Genomic DNA, 21,877 nt, shown 5'->3' on the forward strand with positions numbered 1-21,877 from the left:
TTCTCCTTGTGAGATCTAGGTCAGCGGAGCTCGGTGGAGAGCACCTGGGACAGGGCGTCCTCGAGCGCGGCGTGCGGGTCGGCGACGCCGTCGCTCGACCGGAACGCGACGTATCGGTCGGGCCGCACCAGGACGGCGCCGGTGGAGGAGATGCCGCGGTTCTTCAACCAGGCGCAGCGCACGTCGATGAAGTCGGAGTCGAGGACGCCGACGGTGCCGGCGACCAGCGGGAGGTCGTTCTCGGCGGCGATCTTGTTGGCGGCCTCGACCCAGGCGTGGCCCTCCTCGCCGGCGAGGAGCAGGAACTTGCCGCCGTGGACGAGGGTGCCGAGCGGGATCCGCTCGCCTCGTCGCTCCACGAACGCGTGCGGCATCGGGTGGCCCGGCTGGCTACTGGGCTCGTAGAGGCGGACCGGGTCGAGCGGCACGTACTCCGGGCTCCCGTCGGACACGATGGCGGTGGAGTCGTAGCGGTAGCCGAATTCGACGTTGTGGTGGCGGAACTCCATGGTCTGTGAGCCGATCGCCCGGTTGAGGGCGTGCCGCTTGGCCGCCGACTCCGGAAGCTCGTGCCACAGCGGGGCGAGCTCGGCCCAGTTCTCCTCCGGGGTCTTCTCGGGCGAGAGGCCCAGGGCCTTGTCGATCGTGAAGTGGTTCATCGCGTTGGCGATTGCGTTGTCGATGTTGTTCTTGTCGACGGGCTTGCGCTCGGCCTCGTAGGTGTCCAGCAGGCCGTCGCCGGCGCGGCCGGCCAGGACCGCGGCCAGCTTCCAGCTCAGGTTGTAGACGTCGTGGATCGCCGAGGTCAGGCCCAGGCCACCGGTCGGGGGGTGACGGTGCGCGGCGTCACCCGCGAAGAACACCCGGCCCTGGCGGAACTTGTCCGCGATGACGCCCTCCATCACCCACTGGCTGATTCGGTGCACCGTCGGCACCAGGTCGGGCGGAAGGCCGAGTGAGGCGCGCATCCGAGCGAGGACCTTCTCCTCCTGCATCGCGTCCGGGTCGTCGGTGGCGTATTGCATGTGGAAGACCCACTCCTCCGATTCCGGGCCCCAGTGGTCGGGTCCCATCGGGACCAGCACCCCGCTCCACGAGCCCCCGAAGTCGGGGTTGACCAGCCAGCGGATCAGCACGTCGTCGTCGGCGGCCCACGGGGAGAGGTCCGCGGTCATGTGGATCGAGACCATCTTCATGATGTCCCGCGGTCCGTTCATCTCCACCCCGACGAGCTTGCCGACCGTCCGGCCGCCGTCGGCAGCGATCAGGTACTGCGAGCGCACCTGGTAGGTCGCGTCGGCGTCCTTGTCCCGCACGGTGGCGGTCACACCGTCGGCGTCCTGGACCAGATCGATGAGCTCGTGGTTGAACCGAATCCCACCTGGGTTCAGCTTCTCGGCGTGCTCCTTCAGGACCGGCTCGAGCCGGATCTGCGGCAGGTTGCAGGTCCGGCAGGGGCTCGCGGCCACGTAGTCGGGGTCGGTGTAGCCGCCGCCCCACGCCTCGAGCTCGCCGAGCTTGCGTCCGTAGCCGTCGTGGGCGCCGGCCAGGCCGGCGTACCAACCGTTCGCCCGCATGTTCGCCGCAGGGGTGCTGCGCTTGTAGATCTCGGGAGCCACCCCCACCTCGGTGAAGATCTCCATCGCGCGCTGGTTGAGCACGTGCGCCTTCGGCAGCGTCGACGTGCCCGGCAGACCGCTCACCAACAGCGAGTCGACGCCGAGGTTGGACAGCGACATCGACGCCGTGAGCCCGGCGCCACCGCCGCCCACGATGAGAACGGGAACCTGGATGTCAGTCATGGAATGTCTCCTTTATCGGGACCGCCGAACGAGTGGACGAGAGGGTTGCCGACGGCCCGGCGCTGAGGCCCTGGCAGGTGTATTGCCTGGATCACAGTGTGCTCCAGATCTCATCGATGTGTCAACAAAAAATCGATTATTTCTTCCCATACCGATATTTCGGTGGATTCCGTAGACTGACCGCATGACCAACACTCCCGCCAAGCCCACCCGCGTCCAGGAGGTCTACGACCGCATCCGCGGCGACCTCCTCAGCGGCGAGCTGGCGCCTGGGAGCAAGCTCAAGATGAACGACTTCACCGAGCAGTACGGCGTGAGCCTCTCTGTAGTCCGGGAGGCCGTGATCCGACTGGCCGGCGAGGGCCTCGTCGAAGCAACACCCCAGCGCGGCTTCGCCGTCACGACACTCACGATCGACGACCTGCAGGACCTGACGCGCACCCGGGTCCTGATCGAGACCCTGGCCCTCGCGGAGTCGATCAAGCACGGCGACTTGGCATGGGAGGCTTCGGTCATTGCCACGCACCATGCGCTGGCCCACACTCCCATGATGACCAGCGAAGGGCACGTCGACCCGGCCTTCACCACCGTCCACCGCGACTTCCACCGCACTCTGCTCGTCGGCTGCGGCAGCTCACGGCTCGCCGCCATCGCCACCGGCCTGCGCGACTGCGCTGAGCTTTACCAGCACTGGTCCCAGGAGTTCGCCCGCGACGCCACCCGCGACATCGCCGCCGAGCACAAGACCATCGCCGAACTCACCGTCGCCCGCGACGAAACAGGCGCGACCCAGGCGCTGCGCGAGCACATCGAACGCACCACCGCCGCGCTCGTCCGGTACGCCGAGCAGCTCGACGGCAGGGACGACCAGCGCGCCCTCGCCTGAGCAAAGCTCTAGCACCACCTGGCGCAGCTATCCGACATCGATCTCGAGTCTTACGCATCGCTCTCGCAATTCGTGCTTGCCGTGCAGTGGAATCGCTACCCGGAGGAGAACACTTGATGGTCCCGAGGATCTTGTCGCGGCGGGGTTGGCCGTGACGGCGGCCGGCGTGGGGGCGCTGGTCGCTCGCGACTACCGGCAGTGGAAGGCGCTCGGCGAGGGGGGTATCATCGCACCCCACCCAGTCGGCATGATCGAACCGCAGGTGCGAATCCGCGGAATCGCCGAGGCTTCTTCGGCGCCGGAATGCCCTCCAGCGCAACGCATCGGCGACCTAGGTGACGATCGGAACGGGCTCCGTCAGGAGATGCCCTCGAATTGCCTTTGGCGGCGCCTACGGTGAAACCGATCGCGCTGCTCGTCGAGGAGTATCAGGCCGTGATGGTCGCGCCTGCTGTTTGCGCGCGTAATCGCCTCTCGCACAGCGGCCGTATGCCGGTGCAGTTCGGTGGCGCGCCTGTCCGCATTGTGATCACCGAGCAGTTGGGCGGCGGCGCGATCACATTCGATCAGTACCTCTTCGTAGGCGAGCCGGATCGGCGCCTGTTCGTCGAATCGGGTCAGCACCGCTTCGACGAATCGCAGCGGGATACGCGACAGCCGGTAGTTGATTCGCAGGAGGCGCATCGTCGTGCCGCGCAAGGTGACCACGATCGGCTCTGCGGTGGCAGTTGGTGATTGCGTCGGAGCTCCAATCATCAGGGGATTTCGGTCAACCGGCCCGAGTATGTACGCGGCGCGCTGTGAGGACGCTGAGAGACGGCGTCCCTCTGACAGTGCCGGGCGACGCCGGTCGCGCTCTCAGCGCTTCCACAGCAGCCGGCGCCGATACTGCGAACGTGAAACAGGCACCACCACTTCTCTTGCTTTCGAAGGCATCGGCGTATGGGCACCACGACAATCTGATCGGACGAGCCCACGACGCCGCCGCCGATGTACATCAGAGCACCGGCGCCGCCCTTGCATTCTCGCTGCTGGTGGCCGGAGCAGCTGTTTTCCTGGCCGCAACCACCTGGCGGGCGGTGGCGGGGACGAACCGGCGTTCGGCGACACCACCGCTGATCGGCCTGCAGATCCTCGGGCTGACCGTGGCGTTGAGCGCGCTGGCCTACCAGGTCAGGGTCGGCGCGTGGGTCACCACCGCGGATCCCGTTGTGCTGGGCTGGTTCGCCGATCACCGGACGGAGTGGGTGACCGGCCCGGCAATCGCGATCACCGACGCCGGTGGCCCCGTCGGCACCGCCGTCATCGCGGTGGTGCTGGGGGCGCTGTTGTCCCGGCGGGCACGATCACTCGTCCCGGGACTGATTCTCATCGGGACCGTCGGGGCTGCCGCGCTCGCGTCGACCGTCACCAAATCCATTGTCGGGCGGTCGCGCCCGCCGATCGTGTCCCAGGTACTCCTCGAGACTGACCACTCGTTCCCGTCCGGGCACGCGACGGGGGCGATGGTGCTGTCCACCATGGTCGCGGTCATCCTCGGATACGGGTCGCCGGCTGCCCGGCGCGGGCTGCTGCTCGCCGCGGCGTTCGCGGTGACCGTGGTGGTCGCGGTCACCCGCCTCTACCTCGGCGAGCACTGGCTCACCGACGTGATCGGCGGAATTCTCCTCGGCGGCCTCGCCGCCCTGATCGGTTCCGCGCTCTATGGCATCTGGATGCGGCGAGCCTCTGATCGCGTGCACAGTGCCACACAGGTTGATCCCCCACACGCGGTCTCACCTGTCGATGCGGCGACGACGGGACGAGCGGCATGACGTCCTGGGGCGCCGTTCCGGCTTCTCGCCCGCGGGTGTCCGGTGGCGGAGGATGGCCCCATGAACAGCGCACCTGTGTGGCTCATTCCGTCGCGGTGGGGGCTTGCCCTGCGTTCGGCCCTGAGCGCCGGAGCGGTGGTGGCGGTCGCATTGGTGCTCGGCGCCGCAGCCCTGTTGTTCGTGCTGGACCGGACCCTGTTGTCGGCCCTGGACGACGCCGCGACCGGCCGCGCCGCCGACCTCACCGTTGGATTGCGCACCGATTCGCCCGCTGATCTCGACAGCCAGCTCTTCGACACCGACCAACGCATCGCTCTGGTGCAGGTCGTCGACAACGCCGGCGCGGTGGTGCGCTCCTCACAGGATGATCTCGGGCTCCCGGTCACCGTGGTGCGGCCACCGGTAGGCGGTGCACCGGTCCGCAGTCTGGTCTCTCACGAAACAGGCGGCGCAGATCTGCGGACCACCGTGCAAGGGGCGAACGGGGTCGGCGGCGACTACACCGTGATCGTGGCCGCGAGCGAGGAGTCGGTGGAAGCAACCCTGGCCACGGTCGGCGGGCTCGTCGCCGCCGGAGCACCGGTCATCGCCCTCGTCGCGGCGGGAGTGACCTACAAACTGGTGCGCCGATCGCTGGGCTCGGTCGAGCGCATCCGCACCCAGGTCGCCGCGATCTCGACCACCGACCTCGGTGAACGGGTCCCGGTGCCGCGTCCACGCGACGAGATCGCCGCGCTCGCCCGCACGATGAACGACATGCTTGCCCGCATCCAGGCTGGGCACGCGGCCCAGCGGCGGTTCATCGCCGACGCCTCCCACGAGCTGCGCAGCCCGCTGGCCACGCTGACCACCGCCCTCGACGTAGCCGATGCGCGGCCCGAAGTCCTGAACCGCGACCTGGTCCGCGGGACCCTGCGTCCCGAGACCACCCGCATGCAGCTTCTCGTCGACGACCTGGTGCTGCTCGCACGGGCCGACGAGCACGGATTGCCGCTGCGGGTCGCCGACGTCGATCTCGACGACATCGTCGACACCGAAGTCCGCCGCTCCCGCGCCGACACCACCGTCACGGTGACCGCAACGCTCACCCCGGTCCGCATCCGCGGTGACGCCGCCCAGCTGTCCCGGGCGGTGCGCAACCTCGTCGACAACGCCGTCCGATTCGCCGCCACCACCGTGTCCATCGGGGTGTCCCGATCCGGCCGCCAGGCGTGCGTCACCATCGACGACGACGGACCCGGCATTCCCGAGTCCGATCGTGCGCGTGTGTTCGAGCGTTTCGTGCGACTCGACAGCGCCCGCTCCCGCGCTCACGGGGGTTCCGGACTCGGACTGGCGATCGTCGCAGAAATCGTGTCGGCGCATCGGGGTTCGGTGCGCATCGACGCGGCCGAGCACGGCGGGACACGAGTGGTGGTCACGCTTCCGGTGCAGGAGGTGCGTCCGGAGAGCCGGTCGTGAGTCGATAACCGACCCCGCGCACCGTGTCGATCGTGCGGGTACCGAACGGGGTGTCGATCTTGCGACGGAGATACCCCACATACACCTCGACGACGTTTTCGTCCCCCGCGTAATTCGCGTCCCACACGTTCCGCAGAATCTCGTTCTTGGTGAGCGCGGTGTCCGGGTTCCGCATCAGGTACTCGAGCAGTCCGAACTCGCGGCGGGTCAACTGCAACTCCTCGGTCCCGCGGGTGACCCGGCGGCGGCCGGGATCGAGGCTCAGGTCCCCGGCGGTGAGTACTACCGGCCGCATGGGTGCGCCGCGCCGGACCAGCGCCCGCAGCCGCGCGACCAGCACGACGTAGGAGAATGGCTTCGTGAGATAGTCGTCGGCGCCGAGGTCGAATGCGTCGGCCTCGTCGTACTCGCCGTCCTTGGCGGTCAGCATCAGGATCGGCGTCCAGTTCTGCCTGGCCCGGATTTCGCGGACGACCTGATACCCGCTGATCCCCGGCAGCATGATGTCGAGCACGATCACATCGAACGATTCCTCGGTGGCGCGCCAGAGCCCGTCGGGTCCGGTGGCGGCGGTGACGACCACGAATCCTTCCAGCTCGAGGCCGCGACGGACCATCTGGGCCAGCCTGGGTTCATCCTCGACGACCAGCACCCTCATTGCACAGACCTGTGATCGAACACGTGACCACCGTATCCCGGCCAGGCCCCGAGATGTCCGAGAGGCCTGATGCCGGAGAAATTCCGGACGCCGAGCCGTTCGTCGAGGTGACTTCGTGTGCCGCGTTCACGGTGACCGTCCTGTTTCTCAACTCCGTTGCCGCGAAGCAGAATTCGGGTGAGCGAGTCCTGTGGGGAGGCAGCGCTGTACCGCGAGCGGTGTGTGCCGAAACTGTGTGGAGAGAAGGCATTTACTGCTCGCGGTGGTGGTGGGACGGTTCCGATATGCGTCTGTTGTGCCCCTTCTGTCGGTTGGGTCCTTCTGTCAACTGGCGAGTATGCACCCGGCATCCTGTGGGAACGCTGAGAGGCGCCGGGCTCGCCCGTCGGAGTCCGGGCGTGTCTGAGACCCCGCTGAGAATCGGCGCTCAGTACTTTCCGGACAACGTTGCGGTGGAATAGCATTCGGATGCTGATGATGATCGATGCAACCGATACGTCAGTGCACCGGGCCCTCATTCCCAGGCGAGAGATGAGCTCCGGTTCGTCGGCTCCCGCCGGCCGCGACCCCAGAGGCCGGCGGGAGCCGTCGGTGTGCGCGCAGGCGGGATGATCCCTGCCGATGTGACCAGGATTCGCGGTTTTCCTTGTATCCCGAGCAGCAGGCCAAATCACCGGTTACCCTCAGCTCCTACGCATTTCGTAGAAAATTCCGAACGAATGGGGTCGGTATGACGAACATCAGCAAATCTCGCTCGAAGTACACCGGTCTTACCCGCGCCCTCGCGGTCGCAGGTGTTGCGGCGCTTGCGATGGTGCTGGGCAATGGTACCGCGTCTGCGGGCGTGGACAATTCGAGTTCCGTTGTCGATGCGAGGGGCAATCGCGTCGAGGTCCTGCAGGGTGACACTCAGTTTCAGGTCGTTCCGCCGCTGGACGGTGTGCCCACGTCGGTCGAGTTCTTTCACAACGGCTACGCCGGGGTGAATATCACCGGGCCGAATGCCGCGGAGTTCAAGGGCACCACACTCACCATCGGTTACCAGATCGGCTATCCGATCGCTCTGTCCGGCGCCACTGTGGTGCTCAACTCGCCGGGTCTCGGATTCGTGATCGGCGCAAGTAACGGAATCGACCTCGGCCTCGTCCCGACACCCTCGCTGAGCCTGAATGCGTCGAACCACGCCGACCTCGCCGGCGACATCATTCCGTCCCAGGAACTGGACATCGATCTGGCACCGGGTGGCATCACCACAGTTCCGCTCCTGGAGAACCAGTCGTTCGACGGTCCGGCGGCATCGGTGCGATTGCAGGGCATACACGGTTCCATCTCGGGCGCGCTCGGGGCAGTCACCATCCGGCCGTACGCGACAGCTGTGACGGCCGGGGGCGATACCGTCACGACCTACGGAGTGCCGCAGAAGCTCAACTAGCAGTTCACGCTTCGTGGCAGACGTTTCGGCCCGCTGCCCGACACCGATCCGCGATCGGTGCCGGGCAGCGGTGTCTGTGGTGACGCCTGCCTACGCGTTGCCGTGCTCTCGGCGAAATCGTCGGGCCGTGTCGGCGGGCGACCAAGTGCCGGTGCGGGCACGGGTCAGCGGGTAGCAGCACAGGCCGATGAGAACGGCGGCGAAGTGGCCGATCGCGGTGAAGGTCAGATGCACGAAGAGGGGTACCGCGAAGAAGGCGAGCACGCCCGCGAGGTAGAGATAGCGCCAGGGCGCCGCGATTCGGTAGGTGAGGATCGCGACCACCCCGGCCAGTCCGTAGCTGACGCCGACGTCGAGGGTGTCGACCGCCGAGGCAGGGACGCGGCCATGACGGATCGCGGCATACAGTGCACCTTCGCTGATGTAGGTGGCACCGATGTGCGCGATCGCCACCACGCACAACCATCGAAGTGTTCCCAGCCACCGCTCCGCCGGCACGTGGAAGATGTTGTAGACGATGAAGTACGTGATCCATCCGCCGCCGGCGAGCCAGAAGGCGCTCGCGATCAGGACTCGAACGGGGTCCTCGGCGAGGTGGTGCAGGTTGGTCGAGCGGTTACCCAGTACGTCGTGGAGCACATCCGGCGACAGGTGCCTCGCCACCACAGTCGTGACCAGCAGTATCGCCAGCCAGACGTAGGTGCCGGGTGCCCGCCGGATGTACGTCCAGGCTGCCCGCGGAAACGATCGAAGGTGCGACGAGATGGCGGCGTCCACCGGGGTAAGTATGCGCCGGGTGGTGGTATCGGCGCAGGCACGCCGCTCGACCTCGTTCCGCATCGCGACCCTCCTCATCATCGTCGCGATGGTGGTAGTCGTTCGTGGGGGATGCCGATCTCGCGCAATTTCTGCAGGGCCCGATGCTGGTCGAGCAGCACCTCGGCGGATGTGCGCCCGAGGGAGGTCGCGGTGTCGTCGACGCTCAGTCCCACCACGAGTCGCAGGATCAGGACCTCTCGTTGGGTGCCCGGTAAGGCCGCGAGCGGTCCGGGTTTCCGGGAGGTCGGGTCGGCCGCGCCGGTGCGGTCGATCATCGAGTTCGTGGTCGCCTCGAGGACGCGCAGCAACGGCTGCTGGGGTGGCCTGCGGTGCGGAAATGCGCGCAGCGCCGTCGATGACACCGCTGTCGCGACGGAATCAGCTGTTGTGCTGTCGAGTTCGGCCCGGCAACGTCGGACCAGGATAGGCCAGACGATGTCGAGCAGGTGCCTGGCGGCGTCCCGATCTCCGGTGGCTGCCGTGTCGGCCAGGGTGTCGAGCGCACCGAACGGTGATGATCTCATCGGACCTCAGCTCACTTTCGTGTTCCACTTACCCGGTGTCAGCTGGACCCGAACAACCCGGCGAAGGGGTTGGTCGCGAGCAGCCCGGCGAAGGGGTTGGTGGTCGGAGCGGGGGTCTGATTGTCGGTCTGCGGGGGCCAGGGGTCGGTGTCCTGCCAGTTCTCGTGCTGTTTGTCGTGGTGGTTCCCGTCGTGCCAGCCTCGGTCCACCTGAACTTGCGCTGGTGTGGTGGTGGCAGCGAATGCCGGCGCGGTGACCGCGGCCAGCGGAATGGCCGCGAGTGCCGCTGTGACGGCGATTCTCGACAGACGTCGCCGTGTTCCCGTCGTCGTGGAGTGTGTGATCATCATCGATCCTTTCACTGGCAAACCCACCGGGGAGGTGGGTTGGTGCACCCCTGGTCGAGGAGTGCACAATCCCAGTGCAGGCCCGCATCCTGGCGGTCGGCTGGCATGAACCTGTGAATCTCCTGGCAGCATTCAGGGCGTGCGAAAAATATAGTGGCACACCGTATATCCGCTGACGGCAATTAGGCGGAGGGTTCGACTCGGGTCCAGTCGCGAGTGATTCGTCCCCGGTCGTGGACTCTCCAGTGCGTGCCGATCCGGCGGCGGGGGCAGGTGACGACTCGACTGAGCATCCACTCGCCACCGGTGTTGTCGAGTTCCGCGTCGACGGCGAGGACGAGTTCAGCGGTGCACCGGTCGACGAACCGATGGCCCAGAATGCCGGCGCGTACGAGGATCTCCCCGCTGCGGAGTGCGAACCCACGCGAGCTGATCGCATTGGTCGACAAGGACACCCGGCCGCGGTCGAGGCTGCGGATCCGCCAGGTCGGCACGTACACCCGGCGCCCGCCGACCGCGGCCACGATTCCGGTTACCGGTGGGGACTCCTTGCCGCCGTCGACTCGGACGACGATGTCGTCGACGCGACCGACAGACCGGCCGGTACGGGCGATGATCGATTTACCGAGCAACCGCGCCACAGTCACGACCGTCCGCGCCGACCCCGTGGTGGGCGCCGCAGAGGAACTGCGCCGATGGGCATTCATTGCGGTCTACTTCTGTTTCATACCTTGCTGTTTCGTCGATCTATTCTGCGAAATGCCAGGGCTTGGCAGTGTGCGGGGGACTGCCGGGGTGATGCGACCCCATGTGACCAGGCTACGCACGGTCGCCGGTCGATGATCCTGCCCTTCCTGAGTATTCGCTGAGGATCTGAAATGAATGGTCTTGCGTCGGAGTATGTTCGATATGTGCCCCGCTTCGCCCAGTGCTGGGAGCGCCCCTCGGTCACGCCTTGCGGCAGGCGGAAGTCCCACATGTGGTTGGCGCGCCACGCCGAGGTGGTGTGGGACAGCGGCAGCAACCTCGAAAGGTCGTCATGAATATTGTCATCCCTAAAAGGGCGGGGTCCTGTCAACTGGCGTTTCTTGGGTGGCGGCTTCCGTGCGGGCAGCACCGAGCAAGGGCCGGGGTCAAGACGCAGCGCCCGGAGCGCCAGCGAGGACGTACGGTCTTGACCGGTTGGCCCGGCCCGGTGCAGACTTCCCCGGGGCCGGGAGCCTGACGAGGTGGGGCTGTGCGGTTGTGGGTGGTGCTAGGCCTCCATTGTGATGCGAATGGGTTTGGGGCAAGGCCGAATTCCTCGGCTGCCGGTCATCCCTTCGCCCGGCGGTGCGGGCATGGAGCTGTGCGCTGGCAACACGCGGGGGTCAATCAAAACCGCGACCACGCCGATGCGGGGGTCAGACAATATAGCGTCCGCGCGCGTGTTGCGTCCGAGGTGCTCACGCCGCCTTCTGGCGGATCAACGCGCGGATGTGTCCGTCACGCAGCCCGTAGTAGACGAGGGTGAGCAGTTTGCGGGCCGCGGCGACCTTGGCGATGTTCCTGCCGCGGCGGGCCTCGATGCGTTTACGGTCGACCGAGATCTTCGTCCCGGCCGGTTGCCGCTGGATGGCCTCCACCGCCGCCCAGCGCACCAGTTTGGAGCCCTGCTTGGTGATGTGCCCGCGGCGAACGACGGTGTCGGACTCGCGGTGCTTGGGGGTCAGGCCGGCCCACGAACACAGGTGGCTGGGGTCGGTGAAGCGGTGCACGTCACCGATCTCCGCGACGAACACGGCACCGAGGGTGGGACCGACCCCGGGCAGCGCCTGAATCGCCCGATAACCGGGATGGCCACGCAACTCGGCGGCGATCTGGTCGAAGAATCGTCCCTCGTGCGCGTCGAGGACGTCGATCAGCTCGAGCAACGAAATCACCCGCTGCGCGTACGCGACACCGAGCGGCACCTTCGCCAGACGCTGGCGACCGGTGCCACCGAACAAATCCGACACCGGGATCAGCACCCCTTCCTTGGCGAGCACCGAGTGCACCTGCGCCTTGAGTCCGGACCGCAGCGCGACCAGCTTCGCTCTGTATCGCACCAGCTCGCGCAGCTCCCTGGTCTGCGGTGGGGCGATCCACGCCTCAGGCAACCGGTTCATCCGCAGCAGATCCGCCAGATCGGCGGCATCGCGGACGTCGTTCTTCACCCGTCGATATCGGAATCCCTTGACCCCCAGTGGGTGTGCCAGATGTACGCTCGCCCCGGCGGCCTGCAAGGCGTCGACCGCCCAGTACCAGCCGTAGGTCGCCTCGAGGACCACTTCGGGGTGTGGGCCGGCCTTCTCGATCTGCAGTCCCAACGCGACAGGGTCGTTAACGATCCGCACCGCGGACAGCTGCTCACCGGTATCGGTCTGTCGGACGATCACCGACCGTTGCCGATGCAGATCGATCCCGACGACCTGACTTCCGTCATACTGGCTCATAGGGGCCACCTTCTTCTTCGCCGTGTTGAAGTGGACACCCCCAGCATTCGCCGGGAACCACGAGGTAGCGGGAGGCCCCGCCCCTTCATCGCATCAAGAATGTCATCGTGGTCGGATCCGTCGCGGCGGGCTTCGCCCTGGCTGGTCCGGGAATGTCTCTCGCGTCGGCGGTGGCGCCCGCGCAGACGGTCGGCAATCAGCCGTCGGCGCCGTCCTCGACGCCGCCCAAGGAACCGACCTGTGGTCCGTTCCAGGACGCCCCGCACTGGGATTTCGACGCGCCGAGCAATCCCCTCGGTGACTGGTGCACGCAGTGGCAAGGGCAGCCGCGGGACACCACCAAGGACGGTGGCGGGGGCACCGTCTTCATGAAATGACGCCGAACCCGCCCCCGGTGTGAATCCTGTTGTGAGGCACGCCGGCGTTTTCACCCGGCACGGGTGATGGCCGGGCGGGCGCCGCGGGGCACCGTGTTCGGATGGGTACTTCGTTCGACGACGTCGCCAGAGGGTTCACGCCCGCGCACGCCGGGCTGGCCCGGTCTGCGGGGGTTCCTGCCGCACTGGCGGGTGAAAGCTATGTGGAGGCCCTCGCCCGCGTCGTCTACTACTGGGGATACCCGGCGGTGGACACGTTCGGCCGCACGTCCATGTGGGACCTCATGGAGGGCAGGGCCGGACTGCAACTCGGCATCCTGCCCGGCGCACCGAAGAACCGCACCGGTGCGCTGGCCGACTACATGAGTCCGGCGCAGCGGTGGGTGGTCTCACCGAACAACGACACGATCTACGGCGTCGGGTTCGCCGATCTGACCCGGGACGCCGTAGTCGTTCAGACGCCGACCGACGTTCCCGCCGGCCACTACTGGACCGTCCAGATCGTCGACGTTCTCACCAACGTCATCCACCAACTGGGCTCGGCCGCAGGAACACCCGGCGGTAAGTTCCTGCTCGTCGGACCCGCCTGGGAGGGGAACGAGGCCGCGGAATTCGTGGGCGTCCTGCGGATGCCTACCAACGTGGCCGCGGTGATTCCGCGCAGCTTCGCCGCGCACTCGGAGGAATCCAAGCAGCAGGCCCGCGTCGTCCTCGACCAGATCGGGATGTATCCCCTCGACGAGGATCAGCCCGGGCAACGATCGTTCGGTTACGAGGCCGACGCCGCCACTGCCATCTTTCCCCGGGCCTCACCGCCGAGATGCTCGCGGCGAATCCGGACGCCAGCAGGCCGCAATGGGTCAAGCCGGAATCGTTCTGGGCCGATCTCGGCGCGATGCTCGACTTCAATCCCCGGATGAGTGACTCCGACACCCCGATGGCCGATCAAGCGCGCACACTCGTCGCGTTGCACCGATCCGACGAGTCGTACCGCGCGCTCCTCGACCGTGCAGCGCTCAGCGCCGACGTCGCCCTCCATGCGTCTGCGACCTACGTCCAGGTCGGCGTGGACGTCGGCAACGGGTGGCAGCGCCAACACAACGGCGGTGTGTGGGGTACCGACTGGTTCGGCCGGGCCCTCGCCTCGGTGATCTACATCTACGTCAACGACTTCCACGAGGCGGTCTACCTGATCCGGGGCACCGACAGCGCCGGTGGTCTCCTCCACGGCCGCGAGCAGTACACGATGACGTTCGCCGAGAACGCCCTGCCACCGGTCGACCGAAACTGTGGCGGGTTCTGGTCGTTGACCATGTACGACAAGGACGCTTTCATGCTTGCCGGTGCCCCCGGTGGGCGTGTCAATCTCGGCACCGTCGACCTCGACGCCGGCGACCTCGTGTTCCGCGACGGGACACTCACCCTGCACCTGTCGCACGAGGAGCCCAGTGACCCTGCTGCACGGGCGAATTGGCTCCCCGCGCCCGACGGCGAGTTCTGTCTGATCATCCGTGCGTACGTCCCCGACCGGACCATCCTCGACGACTCCTACCAGTTCCCGGACGTCATCCGAAAACAGTAGGCGGGTTCGGGTTCACCCGTGTCGGGTGAGGTGTGTGAGCGCACGAGTGTCGAGGCTGTCAGCAGGAGTGTAGGCGAGGAGAGGCGCATCATGGTCAAGCCATTTCGCGGTGTTGTCAACGTCGATATCCGGGATTCGGTCCCGGATTGGACGCCGTTCGAGCCCCCTCGGGCCCCTGACGGAGCGCCGAACGTGCTCTACATCGTGCTCGACGACGTCGGATTCTCGGCAATGGGATGTTACGGCGGGCCGATCGAGACGCCGAACATCGATCGGATCGCTGCGAAGGGGGTTCGGTACACGCAGTGGCACACCACGGCGCTGTGCTCGCCCACGCGGTCCTGTTTGCTGACCGGGCGAAACCACACGCGTAACAGCATGGCCTGCATCACGGAGGCGTCGATCGGATTCCCCAATGCGAGTGGCACGATCCCGCCGGAGAACGGCATGCTCTCGGAGATCCTCGGCGAGCGGGGTTGGAACACATACATGGTGGGCAAATGGCACCTGTGCCCGACGGACGAGATGAACCTGGCGGCGACCCGCCGAAACTGGCCGAGCGGGCGTGGTTTCGAGCGCTGGTACGGGTTCCTCGGTGCGGAGACCAACCAGTGGTATCCGGATCTGGTCTACGACAACCACCCGGTCGACCAGCCCAGTTCGCCGGAGGACGGTTACCACCTCACCGACGACATCACCGACAAGGCGCTCGAGTTCATCAAGGACGCCAAGGTGATCGCGCCGGAGAAGCCGTTCTTCCTCTACTACGCGCCCGGTGCGTGTCACGCTCCGCATCACGCCCCGGAGGAGTGGATCGCGAAGTTCGAGGGCAAGTTCGACATGGGTTACGACGCGGTCCGTGAGCAGACCCTTGCCCGGCAGAAGGAGATGGGCATCGTCGCGGCGGACACCGAGCTGCCGCCGATCAATCCGATCGGCACCCCCGACACCCGGTCGGGACCCGAGGGGCAGCCGTTCCCGGAACTCGACTACACCCGCCCGTGGGACACGCTCAACGACGACGAGAAGCGGCTGTTCGCGCGGATGGCCGAGGTCTACGCGGGTTTCCTGGCCCACGCCGATCATCACATCGGGCGGGTGCTCGACTATCTCGAGCAGAACGACGAGTTGGAGAACACCGTGATCGTGGTCGTCTCCGACAACGGCGCGAGTGGTGAGGGCGGCCCGAACGGCTCCGTCAACGAGATGAAGTTCGCCAACGGCATCCCGGACGACCTCGCGGAGAACCTCTCGAAGCTCGACGATCTCGGCGGACCCAAGACGTACAACCACTACCCGAACGGTTGGGCGATGGCGTTCAACACCCCGTTCAAGATGTGGAAGCGCTACGAGTTCAACGGCGGCACCGCGGACCCGTGCATCATCTCGTGGCCGGCCGGAACGAAGGCGCGGGACGAGATCCGTGACCAGTACCATCACGCGATCGACATCGTGCCGACGCTCCTGGACCTGATCGGCGTCGAACCACCCGAGACCATCAAGGGCCATACCCAGGCCCAGTTCGACGGCGTCAGCATGCGGGGCACGTTCGAGGACAAGTCCGCGCCCTCGGCGCGCCGGACCCAGTTCTACTCGATGCTCGGCTCGCGATCGATCTGGCACGAGGGTTGGAAGGCCGTCACGACGCACCCGACCATCGCCGGGTGGGGCCACTTCAACGAAGACGAGTGGGAGCTCTACCACACCGATGTCGACCGGGCAGAGGTGAACAACCTGGCGTCGGAGCACCCGGACAAGCTGCGGGAATTGGTGAACATCTGGTTCGCCGAGGCCGGCGCGAACCTGGCGTTTCCACTCGACGATCGATCGGGTGTCGAAATCATGGGCACGCCCCGCCCCCAACTGGCCGCTGCCCGCGACCGGTACGTGTACTACCCGGACGTGGCCGCGGTGTCCGAATGGCAAGCGGTCAACACCCGCGGGCGGTCCTTCGTGATCGGGGCGCTCGTCGACATCCCCGAGCCGGGCGCCGAGGGCGTGCTCTTCGCGATCGGATCCCGCTTCGGCGGGCACGCACTGTACGTGAAGGACAACCGACTGCACTACGTCAACAACTTCGTGGGCAGCGACGAACAGATGATCGTCGGCTCCGAGGACGTCCCCACCGGCACCGACCTGATTCTGTCCGCGTCCTTCGACAAGGACGAGCAGGAACCTGCCGCCACCTTGGGAACACTGTCCCTCTTCCATGGGGATCGGAAGGTCGGCGAGGGCCGGATCAGAACTCAGATGGGGGCGTTCGCGATCGCCGGTGCGGGGCTGTACGTCGGCAGGCACCCGGGCGAGCCGATCACCGACGACTACCCCGGCGAATCACCCCATCGTTTCACCGGCGGCACGATCAACCGGGTCGCGATCGACGTCAGCGGTGAACCGTACCTCGACCTCGAGCGGGAAGCCGCCCTGATGCTGATGCGGGAATAGAGGACTTGACCGCATTCATGCGAATTGCAGCACGATACGGCCGTCGACCGTGCCCTGGCGCAACTCGTCGAAGACGTCGTTGATCTCGTCGAGTCTGCGGGTGTGCACGGTCGGATGAATCTTCCCGCGCGTATAGAAGTCGAGTGCCTCGCGCATGTCCTGCCGAGTGCCAACGATCGACCCCCGAATGGTCAGCCCCTTGAGGACGGTGTCGAAGATCGGAGCGGGAAAATCCCCGGGTGGCAGACCAATGAAAGTGATCGTCCCACCCCGCCGGGCCATTGCGATGGCCTGCCCGAACGCGGCAGGATGCACGGCCGTGACCAGCACGCCGTCGGTTCCGCCGGTCGCCGCTTGAATTCGAGCGGCCGGATCCTCCTTGGTCGCATTCACGAGGACTTCCGCGCCGAGGTTCCGGGCGAGTTCGAGCTTCGAATCCGACACGTCGACGGCGGCCACCCTGAACCCCATCGCCACCGCGTACTGGACCGCGACGTGACCGAGGCCTCCGATTCCCGAGATCGTCACCCACTGACCCGGCTCGAGGTCGGTGACCTTCAGTGCCTTGTACACCGTCACACCGGCGCAGAGTATCGGCGCCACCTCCACCGGGTCGGAACCGTCCGGAATGCGCGCCGCGAAGCGCGAGTCCACCAGCATGTATTCGGCGAAGGATCCGTTGATCGAGTATCCGCCATTGATCTGCTTCTCACACAAGGTTTCCCAACCCGTGCGGCAGTACCGGCAGTCCAGACAGGCCGACCACAGCCAGGCATTCCCGACCCGCTCGCCGATCTCGAGGTCGGCCACACCCTCGCCCAGTTCAACGACCGTCCCATAGCCCTCGTGGCCGGGGACGAACGGTGGGGCGGGCTTGACCGGCCAGTCTCCGTCCGCGGCGTGGAGGTCGGTGTGGCAAACACCGGTCGTCTCGACCTTCACCAGCGCTTGATGGCGGCCCGGCGTCGGAATCGGCACCTCTTCTATGGTCAGCGGCCGTCCGAATTCTTTGACGACCGCGGCCTTCATCGTGCTGGTCATGGGGCCTCCTTGCGTCTGTGGTGCACACTACGAGCGGGGGTGCCACTACGGTGGGTCGGCTGCGCCGGATGCCACGCGGAATCCGCGGTTCAGGCGCCGGATCTCAGGATTTGGACGCCTCGTCGATCTCCTTGCCGACCCGCTCCGTGTCCGCCTCGAGCTGCTTCTTTTTCACCTTGGATGCGCGTTCGAGCGCCTTCTCGACCCGCGCCTCGAGGTCCGTCGCCGCAACGACGATCAGTCCGCTGTCCCCGTCGTCGAGTAGCTCACCCACATCCTTGAGGTCGGAGCGGCTCATCCCGGCTGCGACGTGCCCGCCGAGTGCCCCGAGACCGGCGCCGCCGGCACCACCCAGCAACAACCCGGCGCCGAGCCCGACGGCCGGGAACAGGGCAACGAGTGCACCTCCAACCAAGCCGATGCCGAGCCCACCCCACGCTCCCTGCCGGGTCGGCTGCTCATGTTTCTTGACGATCTTGACCTTGCCAGTTTCGGTCCGGGTGATGACGGCCGCATCGTATGTATCGATCAGGTCCGCCTCGACGTAGAGATCGTGCACGGCGTCGTAGTCGGCGATCGCGGCGTCTTGCGAGTCATAGACCGCCGCGAGCAGGGCGAATGTATCGAGGGCCATGATTTCCTCCGATGGGTTGGTTGACGGTGGACCCGCTTCCAGCCTCGGCACCCGCGGTCCCGCTCGCATCGCCCAAAACGGGTGATCACCAGCGTGTCGTCGTCGCGCAGCGAGCGCTCACGATGTCTCCGCCGCGCAAACGTCACCACTGTTGCGGGTCGTCGGCGATATCCTGGGGAGGCGTCCTCGAGAGGTAAGTGGTGCTGAACCGGCGACATGGCTCGGATGAATCGACCTAGCAGTGGCCGATGACGATCCGTTCGAGACCCAACGCGATGTGGACCCGACGGCCACCGCGCAGTTGAGTGCGGACGGATTCGACGACGCCCGGGAGATCGGGCGCGGCGGCTTCGGCGTCGTCTACCGGTGCACGCAGGCCACGCTCGACCGGACCGTAGCCGTCAAGGTTCTGACCACGGATCTCGCGAAGGAGAATCGGGAACGATTCTTCCGGGAACAGCGGGCGATGGGTCGTCTGACCGGCCATCCGAACATCGTGACCGTGCTCGAAGTCGGCATCACGGGAAGCGGCGACCCGTTTCTCGTGATGCCCTACCACCCGCAGGGCTCCCTGGACACTCGTATCCGACGGCACGGCCCGCTGTCGGTGGACGAGGTGCTGCACCTCGGGGTCAAGCTCGCTGGTGCACTCGAGACCGCACACCGGCAGGGCATCGTCCACCGTGACGTGAAACCCGCAAACGTCCTCCTCACCGAATACGGCGAGCCGGCTCTCACGGACTTCGGGATCGCCCACATGTCCGGGGGCTTCGAAACCGCGACGGGCATCGTCACGGGTTCGCCCGCGTTCACCGCGCCCGAGGTCCTCGGCGGCGCGTCCGCGAGCCCGGCGTCGGATATCTACGGGCTGGGTGCGACCCTGTTCTGTGCGATCACCGGGCACGCAGCGTTCGAGCGGCGCAGCGGCGAACAGTTGGTGGCCCAGTTCGTCCGCATCACCACCGAACCGACACCGGACCTTCGGGAGCAGGGGATCGCGGACGACGTCACCGCCGTGATCGAGCAGGCAATGGCCCGCCGACCCGAGGACCGGCCACCCTCTGCCGCCGCATTCGGTGAGAAGCTGCGCGACGTCCAGCTTGGCCGTGGTGTGCCCGTCGACGTCATGGCTCTGCACGCATCGCCGACCACCGCCGCCCCGGACCCGGCGGACACTCCACGGCGAACACCGCTCGGTCCCTCCGCTCATCGGACGGGAAATCTCCCGCTGGAATTGACCAGCTTCGTCGGGCGCAGGCACGAACTCACCGAGGCGAAAAATCTACTGGCAGCATCGCGGCTGCTGACGTTGACCGGAATAGGCGGAGTCGGGAAGACCCGTCTGGCGATACGCGTCGCTACGGCAATGCAGCGCGAATTCGCCGACGGGGCATGGCTCGTCGAACTCGGGGAGGTCCGCGACCCGTCTCTGGTGATCGACGTCGTCGCCACCACCCTCGGATTGCGTGACCAGACGGCTCGGTCTCTTCGTGAAGTCCTGCTGGACTTCCTCTCTTCGCGAGAACTTCTGCTGATACTGGACAATTGCGAACAAGTGGTCGATGCCGTGGCGGACCTCGCGACGACACTGTTGCAACAGAGCCCCCGCCTGCGTGTTCTCGCGACCAGCAGGGAACCCCTGACAATCGGCGGTGAAGCGACCTTGCGCGTCCCACCGCTGGCGGTCCCCGACCCGGATCGCGAGCCGTCACTCCAGGGTCTTCCCCGCTACGACGCCGTGTCGCTGTTCACCGAACGCGCCACCGCCGCGGTACCGGCCTTTGCCCTGACCGAGACGAACAAGACCGCGGTGACCCGAATCTGCCGCCGACTGGACGGGTTGCCGCTACCGATCGAACTGGCGGCGGCGCGGTTGCGGGCGATGTCGCCCGAGCAGATCCTGCAACGCCTGAGCGACCGCTATGCGTTGCTGACGCGCGGAAGCCGCGGGGCACCGTCGCGCCAGCAGACGTTGAGGTTGTGCCTCGATTGGAGCTACGAACTCTGCACCGTGCGAGAGCAACGCGCATGGGAACAACTGTCGGTATTCGCGGGTAGCTTCGAACTGGATGCGGCAGAACAGGTATGCGGTGCAGACAGCGACGCAGAGGACCTCCTGGACGCGGTGGCATCGCTCGTCGACAAGTCGATCCTGAACCGGGAGGACCAGGGCGTCACGGTGCGATACCGGCTGCTCGAGACTCTCCGCGACTACGGCCGGGAAAAGGCTCAGCAGACCGGCGACTATTCGGACCTGCGTCGTCGGCACCGGGATTGGTATCGCCAGCTGGCCCGGACCGCTGAAGCCGAGTTCATAGGCCCTCGGCAGATCGAATGGCTCTCCCGGTTCAGTCGCGAGCAGCCGAACTTGCGGGATGCCATGGAATTCTGCCTGACCGAGGGCGACGTCGAGGAAGGTTTGCAGATCGCGACCGCCTCGTCCCTGCTGTGGAGTACGCGCGGTCTGCTCAGCGAGACACGGCGCTGGCTCGACCGATTCCTCTCGTCACCGAATCTGCCGCCGACGATCGTGACGGTCAAAGCGCTCTACGCCAACTGCCTGATGGCCGAACAGCAACGGGACCATCAGCGAGGTGCTGCCCTCGTCGAGCAGGCGCATGCCCTTGCCGACCATGTGCCCGATCCCGTCGCGCGCGCCATCGTCGATCACGCGGACGGCGTCTTCGGGATCTTCAACGGTGATCTCGTGCGCGCGTGTACCGGTTTCGAGCGGGCCCTCACTGTGCTTCGAGAAGCGGAGCGCGAGTTGGTCATACACGTCGAGACGCTCACGTTGCTCGGTCTGACCTACGAGCTGCTCGACGACGATCCTCGCCGGGCGGTCGACTGCTACGAGGAAGCCCTCTCGATCACCGATCGCCACGGCGAATCCGTGTACCGGGCCTACGTCCTGTGGGTCATGGCGGTTGCGCAGTGGCGACAGGGCGAACGGCGTCGTGCAACCGAATTGCTCGAGGAGGGGCTGCGGCTCAGCCGTCTCGTCGACGATCCGGTCAATTGCGCAAACAGCCTCGAAGCTCTCGCGTGGATCGCCGGCGGCAGTGATCCCAAGCGCGCCGGCATTTTGATGGGAGCCGCCGAAGCCATTGGTCACGCAGTGGGAAGTTCCTCGGTTTTCGTCCCCGACCTGCTCGTTCATCACGACGAGTGCGAACGGGTCGTCCGCGGAGCGCTCACAAAGAACGATTACGAGCAGGCGCTGCAACAAGGCCGGAACATGGATCTCGACTCGGCCGTCTCGTACGCACTCGGCGAACGGCTCCAGAAAGATTCCGGACCCTCCGGATCGGTGAAACTGACGAAACGTGAACGACAGGTCGCCGAGCTGATCGCCGAGGGGCTGACCAACAAGGCCATCGCCGCCCGGCTCGTGATCTCACAACGCACCGCGCAGGGACACGTCGAACACATACTCACCAAACTCGGATTCAACTCGCGAGCCCAGGTCGCGGCCTGGGTCGTGGAGGAGCGGCAATCGACCTGACCTCTGCCTCCACCGTGTCGACGACGAAGGCGATCACTGCGTTCGGCCCACTGCTGCACGATCGCGTCCGGTGGCC

Annotated in this window: 19 protein-coding genes; 10 read left to right on the forward strand and 9 right to left on the reverse strand. The window is 66.4% G+C overall.

The window, feature by feature from the left end:
• Positions 1–20 precede the first annotated feature (20 nt).
• Positions 21–1,802: an FAD-dependent monooxygenase gene (locus CJ179_RS43495; protein ID WP_095865536.1), complete on the reverse strand. Its 1,782-nt coding sequence runs from the start codon at positions 1,800–1,802 to the stop codon at positions 21–23.
• Between the two features lie 184 nt (positions 1,803–1,986).
• Here CJ179_RS43495 and CJ179_RS43500 point away from each other — a divergent pair, with 184 nt between their 5' ends.
• The 4 genes from CJ179_RS43500 to CJ179_RS43515 all read left to right on the forward strand — a co-directional run bounded on the left by CJ179_RS43500 (position 1,987) and on the right by CJ179_RS43515 (position 5,963).
• Positions 1,987–2,688 (forward strand): GntR family transcriptional regulator, encoded by a 702-nt coding sequence (locus CJ179_RS43500; RefSeq protein ID WP_072943730.1) that lies wholly within the window; start codon positions 1,987–1,989, stop codon positions 2,686–2,688.
• Between the two features lie 396 nt (positions 2,689–3,084).
• Positions 3,085–3,423, forward strand: coding sequence for a hypothetical protein (locus CJ179_RS53850; protein ID WP_167372186.1), 339 nt, complete (start codon positions 3,085–3,087; stop codon positions 3,421–3,423).
• A gap of 161 nt (positions 3,424–3,584) precedes the next feature.
• A complete protein-coding gene (locus CJ179_RS43510) occupies positions 3,585–4,502 on the forward strand; it encodes a phosphatase PAP2 family protein (RefSeq protein ID WP_083395676.1) in 918 nt (305 codons plus the stop codon).
• Positions 4,503–4,562: 60 nt separating this feature from the next.
• Positions 4,563–5,963, forward strand: a complete 1,401-nt coding sequence (locus CJ179_RS43515; RefSeq protein WP_095865537.1) for an ATP-binding protein — start codon at positions 4,563–4,565, stop codon at positions 5,961–5,963.
• Here the strand turns inward: CJ179_RS43515 and CJ179_RS43520 are convergent.
• On the reverse strand, positions 5,920–6,621 hold the full coding sequence (locus tag CJ179_RS43520; protein WP_095865538.1) for a response regulator transcription factor: 702 nt from the start codon (positions 6,619–6,621) through the stop codon (positions 5,920–5,922). The two genes, CJ179_RS43515 and CJ179_RS43520, sit on opposite strands and share 44 nt — an antisense overlap.
• Positions 6,622–7,351: 730 nt before the next feature.
• Between CJ179_RS43520 and CJ179_RS43525 the strand changes: the two genes are divergently transcribed.
• Complete coding sequence (locus CJ179_RS43525) at positions 7,352–8,053, forward strand: MspA family porin (protein ID WP_095865539.1); 702 nt, start codon at positions 7,352–7,354, stop codon at positions 8,051–8,053.
• A gap of 90 nt (positions 8,054–8,143) precedes the next feature.
• Here CJ179_RS43525 and CJ179_RS43530 read toward each other — a convergent pair whose 3' ends face one another.
• From CJ179_RS43530 to CJ179_RS43550, 5 genes are all read right to left on the reverse strand, one after another.
• Complete coding sequence (locus tag CJ179_RS43530; RefSeq protein ID WP_241031418.1) at positions 8,144–8,893, reverse strand: rhomboid-like protein; 750 nt, start codon at positions 8,891–8,893, stop codon at positions 8,144–8,146.
• Positions 8,894–8,907: 14 nt separating this feature from the next.
• Complete coding sequence (locus CJ179_RS43535; RefSeq protein WP_095865540.1) at positions 8,908–9,396, reverse strand: sigma factor-like helix-turn-helix DNA-binding protein; 489 nt, start codon at positions 9,394–9,396, stop codon at positions 8,908–8,910.
• Between the two features lie 38 nt (positions 9,397–9,434).
• The gene (locus CJ179_RS43540) at positions 9,435–9,743 is read right to left on the reverse strand and encodes a hypothetical protein (RefSeq protein ID WP_143549044.1); all 309 of its coding nucleotides are present in this window, start codon (positions 9,741–9,743) and stop codon (positions 9,435–9,437) included.
• 182 nt (positions 9,744–9,925) lie between these two features.
• Entirely contained in the window at positions 9,926–10,450 is a 525-nt protein-coding gene (locus CJ179_RS43545; RefSeq protein WP_095865542.1) for a PRC-barrel domain-containing protein, read from the reverse strand.
• Between the two features lie 738 nt (positions 10,451–11,188).
• Entirely contained in the window at positions 11,189–12,217 is a 1,029-nt protein-coding gene (locus CJ179_RS43550; RefSeq protein ID WP_095865543.1) for an IS110 family transposase, read from the reverse strand.
• 107 nt (positions 12,218–12,324) lie between these two features.
• Between CJ179_RS43550 and CJ179_RS43555 the strand changes: the two genes are divergently transcribed.
• The 4 genes from CJ179_RS43555 to CJ179_RS43565 all read left to right on the forward strand — a co-directional run bounded on the left by CJ179_RS43555 (position 12,325) and on the right by CJ179_RS43565 (position 16,621).
• Positions 12,325–12,594 (forward strand): hypothetical protein, encoded by a 270-nt coding sequence (locus CJ179_RS43555; protein WP_095865544.1) that lies wholly within the window; start codon positions 12,325–12,327, stop codon positions 12,592–12,594.
• A 101-nt stretch (positions 12,595–12,695) separates the two neighbouring features.
• On the forward strand, positions 12,696–13,514 hold the full coding sequence (locus CJ179_RS53455) for a DUF1254 domain-containing protein (protein ID WP_257016099.1): 819 nt from the start codon (positions 12,696–12,698) through the stop codon (positions 13,512–13,514).
• Positions 13,511–14,176, forward strand: a complete 666-nt coding sequence (locus CJ179_RS53460; RefSeq protein WP_257016101.1) for a DUF1214 domain-containing protein — start codon at positions 13,511–13,513, stop codon at positions 14,174–14,176. Before CJ179_RS53455 ends, CJ179_RS53460 begins: the two co-directional genes overlap by 4 nt.
• Before the next feature lie 90 nt (positions 14,177–14,266).
• Positions 14,267–16,621: an arylsulfatase gene (locus CJ179_RS43565; protein ID WP_095865545.1), complete on the forward strand. Its 2,355-nt coding sequence runs from the start codon at positions 14,267–14,269 to the stop codon at positions 16,619–16,621.
• 15 nt (positions 16,622–16,636) lie between these two features.
• On the opposite strand, the gene adhP is transcribed toward CJ179_RS43565, so the two are convergent.
• Positions 16,637–17,662, reverse strand: coding sequence for an alcohol dehydrogenase AdhP (gene adhP, locus CJ179_RS43570; RefSeq protein ID WP_174705514.1), 1,026 nt, complete (start codon positions 17,660–17,662; stop codon positions 16,637–16,639).
• A 103-nt stretch (positions 17,663–17,765) separates the two neighbouring features.
• Positions 17,766–18,296, reverse strand: a complete 531-nt coding sequence (locus CJ179_RS43575; protein ID WP_095865546.1) for a DUF1269 domain-containing protein — start codon at positions 18,294–18,296, stop codon at positions 17,766–17,768.
• 241 nt (positions 18,297–18,537) lie between these two features.
• On the opposite strand from CJ179_RS43575, the gene CJ179_RS43580 reads away from it, so the two are divergent.
• Positions 18,538–21,801 carry a protein kinase gene (locus tag CJ179_RS43580; RefSeq protein ID WP_095865547.1) on the forward strand — a complete coding sequence of 1,088 codons (3,264 nt, stop codon included), beginning with the start codon at positions 18,538–18,540 and terminating at the stop codon, positions 21,799–21,801.
• The last annotated feature ends 76 nt before the right edge of the window (positions 21,802–21,877 follow it).

The sequence above is a fragment of the Rhodococcus sp. ACS1 genome, from assembly GCF_002300155.1.
Classification (GTDB): Bacteria; Actinomycetota; Actinomycetes; order Mycobacteriales; family Mycobacteriaceae; genus Rhodococcus_F; species Rhodococcus_F koreensis.